Source organism: Aromatoleum sp. (assembly GCF_035254505.1).
In the GTDB taxonomy this organism is placed as follows: domain Bacteria; phylum Pseudomonadota; class Gammaproteobacteria; order Burkholderiales; family Rhodocyclaceae; genus Aromatoleum.
The window spans coordinates 42,869-59,496 of sequence record NZ_DATFAO010000046.1 but is presented as its reverse complement, the minus strand read 5'-3'; the positions used below and the strand labels follow the sequence as shown (position 1 = coordinate 59,496).

At 64.8% G+C, this 16,628-nt stretch carries 16 protein-coding genes; 14 read left to right on the top strand and 2 right to left on the bottom strand.

The window, feature by feature from the left end; all coding sequences use genetic code 11:
- Positions 1–2: 2 nt before the first annotated feature.
- From VJ673_RS08550 to VJ673_RS08540, 3 genes are read left to right on the top strand one after another with little or no spacing between them, the layout of a single operon-like run.
- Positions 3–1,649 carry an AMP-binding protein gene (locus VJ673_RS08550; protein ID WP_324125650.1) on the top strand — a complete coding sequence of 549 codons (1,647 nt, stop codon included), beginning with the start codon at positions 3–5 and terminating at the stop codon, positions 1,647–1,649.
- Positions 1,650–1,664: 15 nt separating this feature from the next.
- Positions 1,665–2,339 carry a glutathione S-transferase family protein gene (locus VJ673_RS08545; RefSeq protein WP_324125649.1) on the top strand — a complete coding sequence of 225 codons (675 nt, stop codon included), beginning with the start codon at positions 1,665–1,667 and terminating at the stop codon, positions 2,337–2,339.
- A 19-nt stretch (positions 2,340–2,358) separates the two neighbouring features.
- A complete protein-coding gene (locus VJ673_RS08540; RefSeq protein ID WP_324125648.1) occupies positions 2,359–4,347 on the top strand; it encodes an acetoacetate--CoA ligase in 1,989 nt (662 codons plus the stop codon).
- 100 nt (positions 4,348–4,447) lie between these two features.
- Here the strand turns inward: VJ673_RS08540 and guaD are convergent, their stop codons facing one another.
- Together guaD and VJ673_RS08530 are read right to left on the bottom strand one after the other, a co-directional pair.
- A complete protein-coding gene (guaD, locus tag VJ673_RS08535; protein ID WP_324125647.1) occupies positions 4,448–5,740 on the bottom strand; it encodes a guanine deaminase in 1,293 nt (430 codons plus the stop codon).
- A 6-nt stretch (positions 5,741–5,746) separates the two neighbouring features.
- The gene (locus VJ673_RS08530; protein ID WP_324125646.1) at positions 5,747–6,298 is read right to left on the bottom strand and encodes an NUDIX hydrolase; all 552 of its coding nucleotides are present in this window, start codon (positions 6,296–6,298) and stop codon (positions 5,747–5,749) included.
- Between the two features lie 183 nt (positions 6,299–6,481).
- Between VJ673_RS08530 and VJ673_RS08525 the strand changes: the two genes are divergently transcribed.
- From VJ673_RS08525 to cheY, 11 genes are all read left to right on the top strand, one after another.
- The gene (locus VJ673_RS08525; protein ID WP_324125645.1) at positions 6,482–8,485 is read left to right on the top strand and encodes a sensor domain-containing diguanylate cyclase; all 2,004 of its coding nucleotides are present in this window, start codon (positions 6,482–6,484) and stop codon (positions 8,483–8,485) included.
- A gap of 194 nt (positions 8,486–8,679) precedes the next feature.
- Complete coding sequence (gene flhD, locus VJ673_RS08520; RefSeq protein ID WP_324125644.1) at positions 8,680–9,000, top strand: flagellar transcriptional regulator FlhD; 321 nt, start codon at positions 8,680–8,682, stop codon at positions 8,998–9,000.
- 49 nt (positions 9,001–9,049) lie between these two features.
- Entirely contained in the window at positions 9,050–9,595 is a 546-nt protein-coding gene (flhC, locus tag VJ673_RS08515) for a flagellar transcriptional regulator FlhC (RefSeq protein WP_324125643.1), read from the top strand.
- 167 nt (positions 9,596–9,762) lie between these two features.
- Positions 9,763–10,617 carry a flagellar motor stator protein MotA gene (gene motA, locus VJ673_RS08510; protein WP_324125642.1) on the top strand — a complete coding sequence of 285 codons (855 nt, stop codon included), beginning with the start codon at positions 9,763–9,765 and terminating at the stop codon, positions 10,615–10,617.
- 52 nt (positions 10,618–10,669) lie between these two features.
- Complete coding sequence (gene motB, locus VJ673_RS08505) at positions 10,670–11,731, top strand: flagellar motor protein MotB (RefSeq protein WP_324125641.1); 1,062 nt, start codon at positions 10,670–10,672, stop codon at positions 11,729–11,731.
- Positions 11,732–11,744: 13 nt separating this feature from the next.
- Positions 11,745–12,476 (top strand): Hpt domain-containing protein, encoded by a 732-nt coding sequence (locus tag VJ673_RS08500; RefSeq protein WP_324125640.1) that lies wholly within the window; start codon positions 11,745–11,747, stop codon positions 12,474–12,476.
- A gap of 2 nt (positions 12,477–12,478) precedes the next feature.
- Positions 12,479–13,453, top strand: coding sequence for a CheR family methyltransferase (locus tag VJ673_RS08495; protein WP_414635640.1), 975 nt, complete (start codon positions 12,479–12,481; stop codon positions 13,451–13,453).
- A 34-nt stretch (positions 13,454–13,487) separates the two neighbouring features.
- The gene (locus VJ673_RS08490; RefSeq protein ID WP_324125639.1) at positions 13,488–14,066 is read left to right on the top strand and encodes a CheB methylesterase domain-containing protein; all 579 of its coding nucleotides are present in this window, start codon (positions 13,488–13,490) and stop codon (positions 14,064–14,066) included.
- 171 nt (positions 14,067–14,237) lie between these two features.
- A complete protein-coding gene (locus VJ673_RS08485; protein WP_324125638.1) occupies positions 14,238–15,191 on the top strand; it encodes a chemotaxis protein in 954 nt (317 codons plus the stop codon).
- A 24-nt stretch (positions 15,192–15,215) separates the two neighbouring features.
- Positions 15,216–16,166, top strand: coding sequence for a chemotaxis protein (locus VJ673_RS08480; protein ID WP_324125637.1), 951 nt, complete (start codon positions 15,216–15,218; stop codon positions 16,164–16,166).
- A 41-nt stretch (positions 16,167–16,207) separates the two neighbouring features.
- Positions 16,208–16,609, top strand: coding sequence for a chemotaxis response regulator CheY (gene cheY / locus VJ673_RS08475; protein ID WP_324125636.1), 402 nt, complete (start codon positions 16,208–16,210; stop codon positions 16,607–16,609).
- Positions 16,610–16,628: the final 19 nt, after the last annotated feature.

Sequence of the window (16,628 nt, the reverse complement as noted above, 5' to 3'; positions counted from 1 at the left end):
CGCTGATCGGCACCACGATCGGCGAGTTCTTCGACCGCGCCTGCGCGGAGCACCGCGACCGCGAGGCGCTCGTGGTTCGCCACCAGGGCGCGCGGCTCACATTCGCCGAGCTGCGACGCGAAGCCGACAACCTCGCCTGCGGCCTGTTGCGTCTCGGCCTCGAGCCCGGCGATCGCATCGGCATCTGGTCGCAGAACAACCTCGAATGGGTGCTGACGCAGTTCGCCACCGCCAAGGCCGGCCTGGTGCTGGTCAACATCAACCCCGCATACCGGCGCACCGAGCTCGAGTACGCGCTGAACAAGGTCGGCTGCCGCGCGCTGATCCTGTCGCCCGCCTTCAAGACCAGCAACTATCTCGAAATGCTCGGTGACCTCGCGCCCGAGCTCGCGCACGCTGAACCCGGCCAGCTGAAATCCTCGAAGCTCCCATCGCTCGAAATCGTCATCCGTATGGGCGCCGACAAGACGCACGGCATGCTCAACTTCGACGACTTGCTGCACGCCCCGTCGCGCGACGAACTCGATGCCCTCGAAGTCCTCGGCGACGCGCTGCAGTTCGACGACCCGATCAACATCCAGTTCACCTCGGGCACGACCGGCCAGCCGAAGGGCGCGACGCTGTCGCACCACAACATCCTCAACAACGGCTTCTTCGTCGGCGAAGCGATCCGCCTCGTCGAAGGTGACCGCCTGTGCATCCCCGTGCCGCTCTACCACTGCTTCGGTATGGTGATGGGCAACCTCGGCTGCCTCACGCACGGCGCGACGATGATCTATCCGGCCGAAGCCTTCGAGCCGCTCGCCGCCCTCGAAGCGATCTCGCAGGAACGCTGCACCGCCGCCTACGGCGTGCCGACGATGTTCATCGCGATGCTCGACCACCCGAAGTTCAACGACTTCGACCTGTCCGCGCTGCGCACCGGCATCATGGCCGGCAGCCCCTGCCCGATCGAAGTGATGAAGCGCGTCATCGACAAGATGCACATGCGCGAAGTGACGATCGCCTACGGCATGACCGAGACCTCGCCAGTCAGCTTCCAGAGCGGCACCGACGACCCGCTCGACCGCCGAGTATCCACGGTTGGTCGCGTCCAGCCGCATCTCGAAGTGAAGATCGTCGACAACGAAGGCCGCATCGTCCCGCGCGGCACACCCGGCGAGCTCTGCACCCGCGGCTACTCGGTGATGCTCGGCTACTGGGAAGATGAAGCGAAGACGCGCGAAGCGATCGACGCGGGCGGCTGGATGCACACCGGCGACCTCGCGACGATCGACGAGGAAGGCTTCTGCAACATCGTCGGCCGCATCAAGGACATGGTCATCCGCGGCGGCGAAAACCTCTATCCGCGCGAGATCGAAGAATTCCTCTACCGCCACCCGAAGATCCTTGACGTCCAAGTCGTCGGCATCCCGGATCAGAAATACGGCGAAGAACTCTGCGCCTGGGTCATCGTGCGCGAAGGCCAGACGCTTACTGAAGCCGAGGTGCGCGACTTCTGCCAGGGTCAGATCGCACACTACAAAATCCCGCGCTACATCCGCTTCGTCGACAGCTTTCCGATGACCGTCACCGGCAAGATCCAGAAATTCCAGATCCGCGAGCAGATGAAGCGCGAACTGGGCCTGGCCGAAGCGAAGACCGCCTGAGCGCGGGGAGGGGACATGATCACCCTGTATCACTGCATCAACGCGCGCTCGTTCCGACCTCTGTGGATGCTCGAAGAACTCAGGCTGCCCTATGAGCTGAAGGTGCTGCCCTTCCCGCCGCGCCTCGATACGCCGCAGTATCTGGAGGTCAATCCCCTCGGCACGATCCCCGCGTTCTTCGACGGCGCGACGCGCATGACGGAGTCCGCGGCGATCAGCCATTACCTCGCCGCCCGGCACTCGCCGCACGGACTCAATGTCGAAATCGACGAATCCGATTTCGCCGCCTACCTCAACTTCCTGCACTTCGGCGAGGCGACCCTGACCTTCCCGCAGACGCTGGTCCTGCGCTACTCCCGCTTCGAACCCGAGGAGCGTCGCCAGCCGCAGGTCGCCGAGGACTACGCGCGCTGGTTCCTGTCACGCCTGCGCACGCTCGAACCACTGCTCGCGCAGCAGGAGTTCATCTGCGCCGGGCGCTTCACCGCTGCCGACGTATCGGTCGGCTATGCGCTGATGCTCGCCGAGGACATCGGCCTCAAGGAACGCTTCAAGCTGGCGGTGCTTGCCTACTGGCAACGCCTGCAGGAACGCGAAGGCTATCAGCGGGCGCTCGCCGCGCAACACCGTGCAGCTGCGGAGCAGGGCGTCCCGCCCGCCTCCGTGGCCTTGGCGACCGGCCCGTTTTGAACGAGGAGACACACAAGAAATGAGCAACAAGGAATTCGATGATCGCCCCCTGTGGGCCCCGAGTCCCGAACAGATCGCCTCGACGGGCATGGCCGCCTTCACCGCGCGCGCCCGCAAGATCTCCGGCCTGCCGCTCGCCGACTACGCGGCGCTCCACGATTGGTCGGTGCAGCATTCGACCGACTTCTGGCGCGAAATCTGGGATTTCGGCGGCGTGATCGGCGAACGCGGCACGCGCGACCTGATCGATGGCGACCGCATGCCCGGCGCGAGCTGGTTCCCCGACGCCCGCCTGAACTTCGCCCAAAACCTGCTGCGCCAGAGCAGCAATGAGCAGGCGCTCGTCTTCTGGGGCGAAGACAAGGTCAAGCGCGCCATGACCCGCGCTGAACTGCGCGCCGAAGTCGCCCGTTTCGCGGCCGCGCTGCGCAGCGCCGGCGTGGAGCAGGGCGACCGCGTCGCCGCCTACATGCCGAACCTGCCCGAAACCCTCGTCGCGATGCTCGCGGCCGCCAGCATCGGCGCGACCTTCACCTCCGCATCGCCCGATTTCGGCGTGCAGGGCGTGCTCGACCGCTTCGGCCAGACTGCGCCCAAGGTGCTGATCGCCTGCGACGGCTACTGGTACAACGGCAAGCCGATCGACGTGCTCGGCAAGCTCGGCGACATCGTCCGCCAGCTGCCGTCCGCGCGTCAGGTGGTCGTCGTGCCCTACCTCGCCAGCGACAACGCCCTCGACCTGTCGGTTGTGCCCGGCGCCACGGTCTACGCCGACTTCCTTGCACCGCACGCGGCGGAGACCGAACCGCAATACGTCCGCCTGCCGTTCAACCATCCGCTTTACGTGATGTACTCGTCCGGCACCACCGGCGTGCCGAAGTGCATTGTCCACGGCGCGGGCGGCACCCTGCTGCAGCACCTGAAGGAGCACAAGCTCCACGCCGACGTCCGCGAAGGCGATCGACTCTTCTACTTCACGACCTGCGGCTGGATGATGTGGAACTGGCTCGTGTCCGGCCTCGCAGCGGGTGCCACACTGATGCTCTACGACGGCAACCCCTTCGTAGACGAGGGCCGCGTCCTGTGGGATTACGCCGAGCAGGAACGCATCACCCACTTCGGCACATCCGCGAAGTACATCGAAACCCTCGGCAAAAGCGCGCTGCGCCCGGCCGAATCCTACGACCTCTCCGCGCTGCGCGCCGTGCTCTCCACCGGCAGCCCGCTCGCGCCCCAGGGCTTCGATTTCGTCTACGAATCGATCAAGCGCGACGTCCAGCTCGCCTCGATCTCCGGCGGTACCGATATCGTCTCCTGCTTTGTCCTGGGAAACCCTGCCATGCCCGTGTGGCGCGGCGAAATCCAGTGCCGCGGTCTCGGCATGGCGGTCGAGGTCTGGGACGACGAAGGCCGTCCCATCACCGCGGACAAGGGCGAGCTCGTCTGCACGAAGCCCTTCCCCTGCATGCCGATCGGCTTCTGGAACGATCCGGACGGCGCCAAGTACCGCGCGGCCTACTTCGAACGCTTCCCCAACGTCTGGTGCCATGGCGACTTTTGCGAAATCACCGAGCACGGCGGACTGATCATCCACGGCCGCTCCGACGCGACGCTCAACCCCGGGGGCGTGCGCATCGGCACCGCCGAAATCTACCGCCAGGTCGAGAAGCTGCCCGAGATCCTCGAATCGATCGTGATCGGCCAGGACTGGCCGGCGCAAGATCCCACCGACGTTCGCGTGATCCTCTTTGTGCGCCTCCGGGAAGGACTCACGCTCGACGACGCACTCGCCGCCCGCATCAAGCAGGCGATCCGCGACAACGCAACGCCGCGCCACGTGCCCGCGAGGATCGTTCAGGTCACGGACGTTCCGCGCACGAAGAGCGGCAAGCTCGTCGAGCTCGCGGTGCGCAACGTTGTGCACGGCAAACCGGTGAAGAACATCGAGGCGCTGGCGAATCCCGAGGCCCTCGCGCTGTTCGCGAACCGCAGCGAGCTCGCTTCCTGACGCCGAAGCCGGCCTCCGGCCGGCCTTCTACGCCGGCCGCGATCAGGCCGGCGCCGCGTCGATGTTCATCGCAGAACGTCTGTGGAATGCGTAGCCGTGCTCATGGCCGGCGCCAAGCCGGCTCGCCCATTACCCAGGTTTCGGCGACGGCCCGATCGTCGCCCAGCATCATCAGCACGAAGAGGCGCTCGGCGAGCGTGTGGCAGGCAGCCGTCCGCCGTGCGAGCAGCGGCGTCGCGGCGGCATCGAGGACAACGAAGTCCGCCTCGCGTCCCGGCGCAAAGCTGCCGATGCTGTTCTCCAGGTACAGGCTGCGTGCCCCGCCCAGCGTCGCCAGATAGAAGGCGCGCTCCGCCGACAGCGACTGCCCGTTCAACTGCAACACCTTGTACGCCTCGTTGAGCGTCTGTAGCATCGAAAAGCTCGTTCCCGCGCCGACATCGCTCCCGATCCCGACCCGAACCCCCGCTGCGTGCGCGCGATCCAGATCGAAGAGCCCCGAGCCGAGGAAGAGATTCGACGTAGGGCAGAAACTCATCGCGGCGCCGGCAGCGGCCATCCGCGCGCGATCGGCATCGTCGAGCCACACGCAGTGCGCGAATACGCTCCGAGGCCCCAGGTGGCCGAAGCGGTCATAAACGTCGAGATAACTCCGTGCTTCCGGGTAAAGCTCGGCCACCCACGCCACCTCGCGCCGGTTCTCGGCCACATGTGACTGCAGATAGACCCCGGAGTGCTCCGCGAAGAGCCGCCCGGCAAGTGCCATCTGCTCTGGCGTCGAAGTCGCCGCGAAGCGTGGCGTCACCGCATACAGCAGGCGATCGCGGCCATGCCACTTCTCGATCAGCGCGTGCGACTCGGCGTAGCCCCGCGCGGCCGTGTCGCGCAGGAAGTCCGGGCAATTGCGATCCATCAGCACCTTGCCCGTGATGAGTCGCATCCGCCGTTCCGCCGCCGCCGCGAACAGCGCATCAACCGAGGCCGCATGCACGGTTGGGAAGGCCATCGCCGTCGTCGTGCCATTGCGCAGCAATTCACCACAGAAGAATTCCGCGACGCTTCTAGCGTGGCCGGCGTCAGCGAAGCGGCTCTCTGCCGGGTAGGTGTACTTGCCGAGCCACTCGAGCAACTGCTCACCGTGGCTCGCGATAATGTCCGCCTGCGCGAAATGGATGTGCGTGTCGATGAAGCCCGGCAGGATCAGCTTGTCCCGCCTCTCCTCGATCGGAGTTCCAGCCGGCAGTTTCGCCAGTATTGCCTCCGCCGGCCCCGCTTCCGCGACATGTCCATCGCGAACGATCAGCAGACCGTCCGGAAAATGCTCCAACGCCTCGACGCCGCGGTCGGCCGGATCATCGAGGAAATGCAGGATTTCGCCGCGGATTGCTCGCACGATGGATCAGGGGAGGTGGGGTTCGGCGATCGGTGGGACGCTGCCCGTGTGGAATCCGAAACTACCCTTGCGCCGATCCTCAAAGTAATGGCGCAGCGTCATCGAGATCGTGCGGAAAGCGATGTCGTCCCAGGGAATGTCCTTCTCCTCGAACAAGGCCACCTCCAGCGACTCCTCGCCGGGCCCGAAATCGAGATCGAGCAGGCGCGCGCGATAGACGATATGCACCTGGTTGATGTGAGGCACGTTGATTAGTGTGAACAAGTCGCCCACCTCGACGCGGGCGCAGGCTTCCTCCAACGTCTCGCGCGCGGCCCCCTCTGCCGTGGTCTCGGCGTTTTCCATGAAGCCCGCGGGCAGCGTCCAGAAACCGTGGCGCGGCTCGATGGCGCGACGGCACAGCAGGATGCGCTCCTCCCACTCGGGCACGGCGCCGACCACGATCTTCGGGTTCTGATAATGGATACTGCCGCAATTCGTGCACACATGGCGGGGCAGCGAATCGCCAGGCGGGATGCGCAGCGTGACCGGGGCACCGCAGTTTGAGCAGAACTTCATTTTCGGGACCGAATTCGTCGTGATGTGCTGATTTTAACCTCTGTCGGTGCCATTCACGCGTCAGACCGGGGCCGCTCCGTGACATCCGTCGCCGCGACGCGGTACAGTGCGCAGACTTGAATTTGCGCTGTCCGTGATGCTGCACCGCAGGGAGCGCAGACGTCCGGCAAAGGTATCGCCGTCATGCCTCCTCCGATCGACATGAACCGTTTCGAGCAGATCCGCGCCTCGGGCGATCTGCCTTCGCCGAAGGGCGTCGCGCTCGCCGTGATCCGACTCACGCAGCAGCAGGACGTCTCGATCGCCGAACTCGCCCGCGTCATCAGCGGCGATCCCGCCTTTGTCGGCCGCATCATCAAGGCCGCCAACGGCCTCCTCGCGAGTAGCCGCCGTCCCGTCGCCTCCGTTCACGATGCCCTGATGATCCTCGGCTTGCCGGCCGTTCGGACCATGGTGCTCGGCTTCTCGCTACTATCGAACCACCGGCACGGCAACTGCCGCGGCTTCGACTACAACGCCTTCTGGAATTCCTCGCTCGCGATCGGCCTGGCGATGCAGGTGTTCGCCGAGCGCACCCGCTGCGGCGCGCCCGACGAATTGTTCAGCCTCGGGCTCTTGAGCCGGGTCGGCGAGCTGTCGCTCGCAACCCTCTACCCCTTCGACTACGCCCGCGTCCTCGACACGGCGCGTCAGGCCGACGCACTCCCGCTCGTCGTACTGGAGCAGGAGGAGTTCGCCTTGAGCCACGTCGAGCTCAGCGGCGCGATGCTCGCGGATTGGGGGCTGCCGACCGTCTTCGTCGATGCCGTCGGCTATGCCGAGATTCGCGAAGGCGCCGAGTATCCGGAGGAGGCCCGACTGCGCGTACTCGTCGAATGCATCGCGGCCGCGCGCTGCATTGCTGCGATCTGTCTCGCCGACGAAGCCGCGCGCAGTGCCATGATGCCGCGGCTCCTCGCTGCCGGCGCACGGCTGCGCTTCAATCGCGAGAATCTTCTCTTCGATTGCGACCGCATCATCCGGCTGTGGGTCGAATGGGGGACGCTGCTCCAACTCGAGCAGAAGAGGGCGCCGAGCTTTTCGGAGCTCGCCCACGGCGATCCGGGGGAGCTGCCCGGCGGGGCTGGAGCGAGCGGCCCGGCCCCCGCTGCCCAAGCCCCGGCTGAGGACCCCGAGCCGGTGCGACACATCGACCCGGCTCACCCGCGGATCCTGATTGTTGACGACGAGCCGCGCACGCGCACGGGTCTGCGGGGCGTGCTTGAGCAAGGCGGCTTCGAAGTCTTCGAGGCCGCTGACGGCCGGCACGGCATGGAGCGCGCGCTCGAACTGCAGCCGCAGATGATGATCCTCGACTGGGACATGCCGGGGATGAGCGGCCCCGAACTCACGCGCGCATTACGCCAGACGCGCGTGGGGCAGGCGATCTACATCGTGTTGCTGACGCATCAGGGGGATGACGAGCGCCTCATTGAAGCCTTCGATGCCGGCGCCGACGATTTCGTCACCAAGCCCGTCAGGCCACGCGTACTGTCGGCGCGTCTCCGCGCCGGGCTGCGCGTGGTGCGCCTGCAGCAGGAGCTTGAGCGCGAACGCGAGGAAATCCGCCATTTTGCGGCCCAGCTCGCGGTGACCAACCGCCGCCTGCAGGAGGCGGCGCTGACCGACGCGCTGACGGGATTCCCGAACCGGCGCTACGCGCTCGACCGCGTGCAGCAGGAATGGACGGCCGCGAACCGCTGGGGGCGACCGCTCTCGTGCATGATCATCGACATCGACCGCTTCAAGCAGATCAACGACACCTACGGCCACGACGTCGGCGACGAGGTGTTGCGCCGCGTCGCCGAAGCGTTGCGCGGAGCGCTGCGCGGGCAGGACGTGATCTGCCGTACAGGCGGCGATGAATTTCTCACCATTTGCCCCGAAACCGACCTCGCCCGCGCGCTCAGCTGTGCCGAGCGGCTTCGCGCCGCGCTGGATAGTCTCGCGCTCAAGGCGGGTGAAGATCGGCTGCCGATCAGCGGCAGCATCGGCGTCGCGATGCGCGTGCGAGGCATGGCCGACGTCGATGCGCTGATCAAGGAAGCCGACCGCGGCGCGTACCTCGCGAAGCAGCGCGGACGCAACTGCGTCGCCTCTGTCCAGTCGCTCGAAAAGATGCAGGAACTCGCTCCACGCGATGCCTGAACGCGCGAGACGGCTGAAATCAGCATAAATGACAAATAAATATGTTAGTCCGGTTTACCCGTTTGGCAACAAAACCTTGTCGACCATAAGGAATAGCTCGTTGTGCCGACGCAACAATAGTTTACGGCGCTTTACTTGCATTTCCTAACAAATAACTTTAACTTTGCCACGCTTGTCCCTGAATGGGAGCATTAATGAAACGGCCCGATTTTCAGGCGGAAATCCAGGAACTGAACCTCGCCTATCTCATGTTGGCGCAGCAGATGCTGCGCAGCGACCGCGAAACCGCGATGTTCCGGCTTGGCATCGGCAGCGAGATTGCCGACCTGATCGAAGGGCTGACGTCGGCAAAGCTGGTCAAGATGGCCAACAGCCAGATGTTACTGCCCGCCTTCAGGTTTGATGACACCCTGCTTACCAGCCTTCTGGCCGGCAAGGGCAGGGATGCCACCAGCTCCAGCCTGCATGCAGCAATCATCGCAGCGGGCAAACCCGTGAAGGGGCTGGCCGGATAGCCCGCGCTGCGGGCGCGCCGTGCGTCGCACTGGCGTCAAGGAGATGAAGATGAAGAACAAGAGCATCATCGAAGAAGCGGAAGACATTCAGCGCGCAGCCGAGATGGTGCGTCTGGGTGCGCGCATGCAGATGCTTGAGGCCGAGACCAAACTCAGCCGCGAACGCCTGCTCAAGATCTACAAGGAAATCCGTGGCGTGTCGCCCCCGAAGGGGATGCTGCCGTTTTCCACCGACTGGTTCATGACCTGGCAACCGAACGTCCATGCGTCGCTGTTCATGGCGTTCTTCTCGTTCTTCCAGACGCACACCGCGCTCAAGGGGCTCGAGTCCATCCTCAAGGCCTATCATCTCTACCTCGATCACATCGAGGCTGAGGATACCGAACCCGCGCTGAGCCTGACGCGCGCCTGGACGCTGGTGCGCTTCTTCGACGCCGACCTGCTGCAGCTTGCCCCGTGCAAGACCTGCGGCGGCAAATTCGTCGCGCATGCGTACGACCCGACGCACGAATTCGTCTGCGGCCTGTGCAACATGCCCTCGCGTGCGGGCAAGACGAAGCGCGCGGCAAAGGCTGCGCTCGCAACGGCCGGCTGATATTCCACCGTTTCCGGTTTCAGGGGGCCGCCTGCGGAAGCAGGCGGCCTTTGTTCTTTCTGGCATTCAATTTTGGTGCTCAAGTTTCCCGAGCCGGTGACGTTACAATCTCGGAACTTTGCTCTGCACGTCGTACCGTGCATCGATGAATCGACAGGGGTTACCTGGTGTTTTTGATCATTGGCTATCTGGTCATCCTTGCGGCTTCGGTCGGTACCTATGCCGTCCACGGCAGCCTCGGCGCCCTGTGGGTGCCGATGGAATACCTCGCCATCGTCGGCCTGATGATCGGTGGTTTCGTCGCGGGAAACGGACCCAAGGCGATCAAGGCGACCATGGGCGCCTTGCCCTCGGTGTTCAAGGGTTCTCCCTACACCAAGGCGATGTACATGGATCTGCTCGGCCTGCTCTACGAGATCCTCGCGAAGGTCCGCAAGGAAGGCCTGATGTCGATCGAGAACGATGTCGACAATCCCGACTCCAGTCCGATCTTCTCCAAGTATCCGACCGTGACGGCGAACCACCACGCGGTCGAGTTCCTCACCGACTACTTGCGCATGATGGTCGGCGGCAACCTCAACGCCTTCGAGATCGAAGGCCTGATGGACAAGGAAATCGACACGCATCACCAGGAAGCCCACATCGCGCCTCACGTCATGGCCAAGACCGGCGATGCGCTGCCGGCCTTCGGTATCGTCGTCGCGGTCATGGGCGTCGTGAACGTGATGGGCTCGGTCGGCCAGCCGCCGGCGGTGCTCGGCAAGATGATCGGCGGCGCGCTGGTGGGCACCTTCCTCGGTATCTTGCTTTCGTACGGCTTCGTGCAGCCGATCGCAGGCCAGCTCGAACAACGGGTCGAGGAAAGCGGCAAGGTGTTCGAATGCATCAAGCTCGTGCTGCTCGCGAGCATGAACGGCTATGCGCCGCAGGTCGCCGTCGAATTCGGGCGCAAGGTCCTGTATTCGACCGAACGTCCGACCTTCTCGGAGCTCGAGCAGGACATCAAGAGCCGTAAGGGCTGATGACCCGGCCGAGCCACGTGATGTTCATGTCTGAAATGGAACCTCTGCGGCAATGAGCGACGATACCCAGCAGCCAATCGTCGTCAAACGCGTCAACAAGGTCGCCGCGGCGGCCCACGGGGGCGCTTGGAAGATCGCCTACGCCGACTTCGTCACGGCGATGATGGCGTTTTTCCTGCTGATGTGGCTGCTCGGTTCGACCGCACAGGGCGATCTTGAGGGCATTGCGGACCATTTCCAGAACCCCTTGAAAGTGTCGTTTCAGGGCGGGACCGGCTCGGGCGACAGTTCGAGCATCATCCAGGGTGGCGGCGAGGACCTGACGCGCTCGCTCGGGCAGCGCAAGCGGGGCGACGTCGAAGGCAAGCGGTCGATCAACCTGGATGCCGCCAAGGGACGCGAAATCTTCCGCGATGTCGGCGACAAGGAAGGCATGGACGCGAAACGGGAGCGCGCGCGGCTGGAAGACCTGAAGGGGCGCATTGAGGCGATCGTCGAGGCCGACCCGAAACTGCGCTCCTTCCGCAACCAGATCCTGATCGACATCACCTCCGAAGGTCTGCGCATCCAGATCGTCGACGAAAAGAATCGCCCGATGTTCAACTCCGCGAGCGACGAACTGCTGCCCTACACGCGCGATCTGCTGAGAGCGATCGGGCGCGCGCTCAACGACGTGCCGAACCGCCTCAGCCTGTCCGGACACACCGATGCCGCACGTTACGCGGGAGGCGAGCGCGGTTTCTCGAACTGGGAGCTCTCTGCGAACCGCGCCAACGCATCGCGGCGGGAGCTGATCGCAGGCGGACTCGATCCTGCCCGCGTGGCGCGCGTCGTCGGGCTCGCCGAAACCGTGCCGTTCAAGAAGGAGGATCTTTACGACGCGTCGAACCGGCGCATCAGCATCGTCGTGATGAACCGCAAGACTGAAGAGGCGCTGCGTGCCCAAGGCGGCCTGATCGACGTCGGCGCGAACGCGCCCCTCGACGAAGAGGCCTTGCGCGGCAAGATCGAGAGCCAGACGGCGGCACCCCCGCCTGCAGGCGCGAGGCCGCAGATTCGCCCCCTTCCGGGGGCTGCCGCTCCCGGTCGCACGGGCGACGCGGCCCCTCGGTGAATGAGCGTTCGACATGGTCCTGGATCTGACTGAATTCCGCGAGGTGTTCTTCGACGAAGTCGCCGAACACCTCGCCATCATCCAGCGTTGCTTGCGCGAGATCGCCCGCGGCAATGTCGGGGCGCATGTCATCGCCGAGGCCTATCGTTGTGCACACTCGATCAAGGGCGGTAGCGCGACTTTCGGTTTCGACGAGATGCGCGATCGCGCCGGCTCCTTGGCGGGCGTGCTGGATCTCGCGCGGGAGGGCCGGCTCGTGCTGGATGCCGCAGCACTCGATACGTGCTGCGACGCTCAAGCGACACTGGCCGCACAGCTTGCTGCGCGACGTTGCGGCACGCAGGTCTGCGGCGTGGCGGTGCAAACTCCCGCGCTGGGGGCGTGCGTGGAGCATGATGGCGGCGAGCCGGAAGCGAGCGCAGGGGGGGCGGCAGGGCGCATCGAGACGGCGGTCGTCAATCTGCAGCAGACCGCCGCGCATATGCAGCAGATGATGACGCGACTGGAACAAATGTCGCGCGAGCATGCGGAACTCGCGGATTGCGCGGCGTCGATGGCGTTGCAGTTCGAGCGGCAGATGGCGGAGTTGCTCAAGGATCCGGCGCTCGCCGATCGATCGAGCGTGCCGGCGATGGGGCTGGGACGCGCAGGACATGCGAGACGGGGTGAAGGCGCCCCGTTGCCGAAGGTGAAGGCGGCGGGAACAGGACGGCGCAGCCTCGAGCAGGAATGGGAGGAAATCTGAGCATGGCAGTGGGAGATCCCCCTCGCTTCGGAAAGAACGTCGCGCCGGAAACGCCAGCGCGACCCAAGGCGTCGACGCCACAGCGAACGACCACGGAACTGACCTTCGCCGCGATGGCGGCCTCCGCGGCCGCCGCAGCGCTAGGCGGAGATCGCGTGCGCGAATTTGAGCTCACGGGCGCCGATTTCGAGCGCATCCGCAAGTTGATCTACGAACACGCGGGCATCGTCCTTTCGCCGGCGAAGCAGGACATGGTGTATAGCCGGCTGGCGCGCCGTCTGCGTATCTGCGGCGACCGCACCTTTGCCGAATACCTGGCGCGGCTCGAGCGCGACCGGGCGGAGTGGGAAACCTTCGTCAATTCGCTGACGACCAATCTCACGTCCTTCTTCCGCGAGGCCCATCACTTCGACATCCTGTCGGAGCGCATGCGGCGGATCGCCGAGAAGCGCACGATCCGCATCTGGTGCAGCGCGGCCTCGACCGGCGAGGAGCCGTACTCGCTGGCGATCACCGCCTGCGAGGCGTTCGACACGCTCACGCCCCCGGTGCAGATCCTGGCGAGCGACATCGATACCAGCGTGTTGTCGCAAGGCGAACGCGGCATCTACCGCGATGACCGGATCCTGCGCCTGTCGCCCGAGCGCGTGCGGCGCTACTTCGTACGGGGCGCCGGCGTTCCGGACGGCGAGGTCCGCGTGCGTCCCGAATTGCAGCGGCTGATCAGCTTCCGGCGCATCAATCTGCTCGACGCGAACTGGCCGGTACAAGGGCCGCTGGATGCGATCTTCTGTCGCAATGTGATGATCTACTTCGACAAGGCGACGCAGTACGCGATTCTCAAGCGTTTCGTGCCGCTCTTGCGCAAGGAAGGGGCTCTCTTCGCGGGGCATTCCGAGAGCTTCATGCATGCTTCCGACCTGTTCCGCTCGATGGGCCGGACCGTCTATCAACGCAGCGATGCCGCCGCCGTATAAGAGCCCCGCGCCGGGCGGTGCATCGGGAAGTCGCGTGATCTTCATCGGTGCCTCGACCGGCGGCACCGAGGCGATCAAGCAAGTGCTCACCGAACTGCCCGTGAGCATTCCGCCGGTACTGATCGTGCAGCACATGCCCGAAATGTTTACGGGCGCCTTCGCGCGCCGCCTGGACGGCCTGTGCGCCGTGAAGGTCAAGGAGGCCGAGGACGGTGAGCCGATCCAGGGTGGCACAGTCTATATCGCCCCGGGCCACTCCCATCTCTCGATCGTCCGCACGTCCTCCGGATTGCAGTGTTCCCTATCGCGCGCCGAGCCTGTGAATCGCCATCGCCCTTCGGTGGACGTGTTGTTTTCGTCGGCGGCGCGGACGGTGGGCGCGGCAGGGGTGGGCGTGCTGCTCACCGGGATGGGCAAGGATGGCGCCCGGGGGCTGCTGGAGATGCGCGAGGCGGGGGCCTGGACGATCGCCCAGGACCACGATTCCTGCGTCGTGTACGGCATGCCGCGCGAAGCGGCGCTGCTTGGCGCGGCATGCGAAGTCGTTACGCTCAAGGACGTAGCGCAGCAGATTCTGCGGCACCTCGGCCACGGGGCTACGCGCAATGGCTAGCACCGCGTGAAAACCGTATGCGCGACAGCGCCATAATGCGAAAATGGTCATAAGACGGTATTTAGCGTATCGCGCCTCAAGTATTTCCGGGCGCAGACGTTATCAGGATTGACACCGCGGCGCGCCTGCGCCGCTCGGAACAACATGCAGCCGCGCGCAGCGGAGAGTGAAATGTCGGAACTGCTGAAGAACATCGATGCCCGCACACGCCTCGCCGGCACCAACAAGCTGGAGATCCTGCTGTTCACGCTCGGCACGGATCAGCGCACCGGGCGACGGGAAACCTTCGGGATCAACGTCTTCAAGGTCCGTGAGGTCATGCGCACGCCTGCGATCACCGCGGCGCCCGAGATGCCGTCATCGGTCGAAGGGATGGTGAGCCTGCGTGGCGTGCTGGTTCCGGTTGTCGATCTGGGCCGCTATGTCGGGGTTGGTGCCGACGCCAAGCGCGACATCATGATCGTGACCGAGTACAACGGACACACCCAGGGCTTCCTGGTCGAGGCCGTCGATACCATCCTGCGCCTCGACTGGTCGCAGATGCGTGTGCCGCCCGAAATGCTCACGGCGAACATGGGCGGGCTGGTGACGGCGGTGACCGAACTCGCCGGCAACAAGCTCGTGATGATGCTCGACGTCGAGAAGGTCCTCGCCGAAACGACGCCTCAGGAAGACCAGCATCTCTATCGCAGCATCGTGCCCATCGAAGGCGAGGTGCCGGCGGTCTATTACGCCGACGATTCGTCGATCGCGCGCAAGCAGATCGAGCGTACGCTCGAAGCGCTGGGCGTCCATGGCGTGGCGTCGATCAACGGGCGCGCCGCGTGGGACGAGCTGCAGCGGGTGGCGCTCCACGCGCAGTCGACCGGACGGCAGGTCAGCGATCTCGTCAGCCTCGTGCTGACCGACGTCGAGATGCCCGAGATGGACGGCTACATCCTGACCAAGTCGATCAAGTCCGACCCGCGCTTCGCCGGGATCCCGGTGATCATGCATTCCTCGCTGTCCGGCATGTCCAACCAGCAACTGGGCAAGTCGGTCGGCGTCGACGAATACGTTCCCAAGTTCGAACCTCAGCGCCTGGCCGAGACGCTGCGCCGCCTGATCAAGCGCGACGCGCAGTAATCCGCGAGTCCATAGGAAGCTCTCATGTCGATCTACGATACCGACGAATCCGCCCTGCTCAACGTCGTCGACGGCCGTACCAGCCTTGCCGGGTCGAACCGGATGGAGATCCTGCTGTTCAATCTCGGCACCACGGAAATCTTCGGCATCAACGTCTTCAAGGTGAAGGAGGTCAGCACGACGCCTTTCATCACCCGTGCGCCGAACATGCCGGCGGGCGTCGAAGGCCTCATTTCCCTGCGCGGCAACGTGATCCCCGTCCTGTCGCTGTCGAAGATCCTCGGGCTGGCCCAGCCGGGCGATCCGCTCGGTGCATCGATGATGGTGACCGAGTACAGCAAGCGCACGCTGGGCTTCCTCGTGCAGGGCGTGGATCGCATCATCCGGGTCGATTGGGACAAAGTGCGCGCCCCCGACAACGTGTCAGGCAATGTGCACAACTACATCACCGCCATCACTGAACTGCCGGACGGCAAGCTGGTCTCGATCGTAGACGTCGAGACCGTGCTCGCTTCGACCTTCGGCGACGCCGTGGTCGGCAACATCTCGCCGATCGCCGGTGGGCAGGACTACGAAGTGTTCTTCGTGGACGATTCGGGCGTGGCGCGGCGCAAGATCGCCGAGGTGCTCGACAAGCTCGGCGTCAAGCACAAGCACGCCGTCAACGGTCTCGAAGCCTGGACGCGGCTGCAAGGCATGGCGAGCCATGCGCAGCAACGCGGCCTCCACGTGCGGGACGAACTCGACCTGATCCTGGTCGATGCCGAGATGCCCGAGATGGACGGCTACGTGCTCACCCGCAACATCAAGGCCGATGCCCGTTTCGACGGCATCCCGGTGGTGATGCACTCCTCGCTCTCGTCCGAAGCCAACCGGGCGATGGGAAAGCGGGTCGGAGTTGACGCATACGTGGCAAAATTCGACGCCGACGCGCTGGCGGACACCCTTCGTCCCCTGCTCACACGGGGCCACTGACCCGGGCCAGCCTCGCCGAGAGAATTACGGAGAAATACAACATGGCCGATCCCAAGACAAGATTTCTGGTCGTTGACGACTTTTCGACGATGCGGCGCATCGTGCGCAACCTGCTCAAGGAGCTGGGTTACACCAACGTCGACGAGGCCGAGGACGGTGCGGTGGCGCTGCAGAAGCTCAATAGCGGCCCGTTCGACTTCGTCGTCACCGACTGGAACATGCCGAACATGGATGGTCTGACGCTGCTGCAGACGATCCGCCAGACGCCGCATCTGAAGCACCTGCCGGTGCTGATGGTGACGGCCGAGGCCAAGAAGGAAAACATCATCGCTGCGGCGCAGGCCGGGGCGAACGGCTATATCGTCAAGCCGTTTACGGCCGCCACGATGGCCGAGAAGCTTGAAAAAATCTTTGAAAAGCTGGGCAAGACAGCGGCCGCCTGAGCAGTCGGTGCGGAATGAC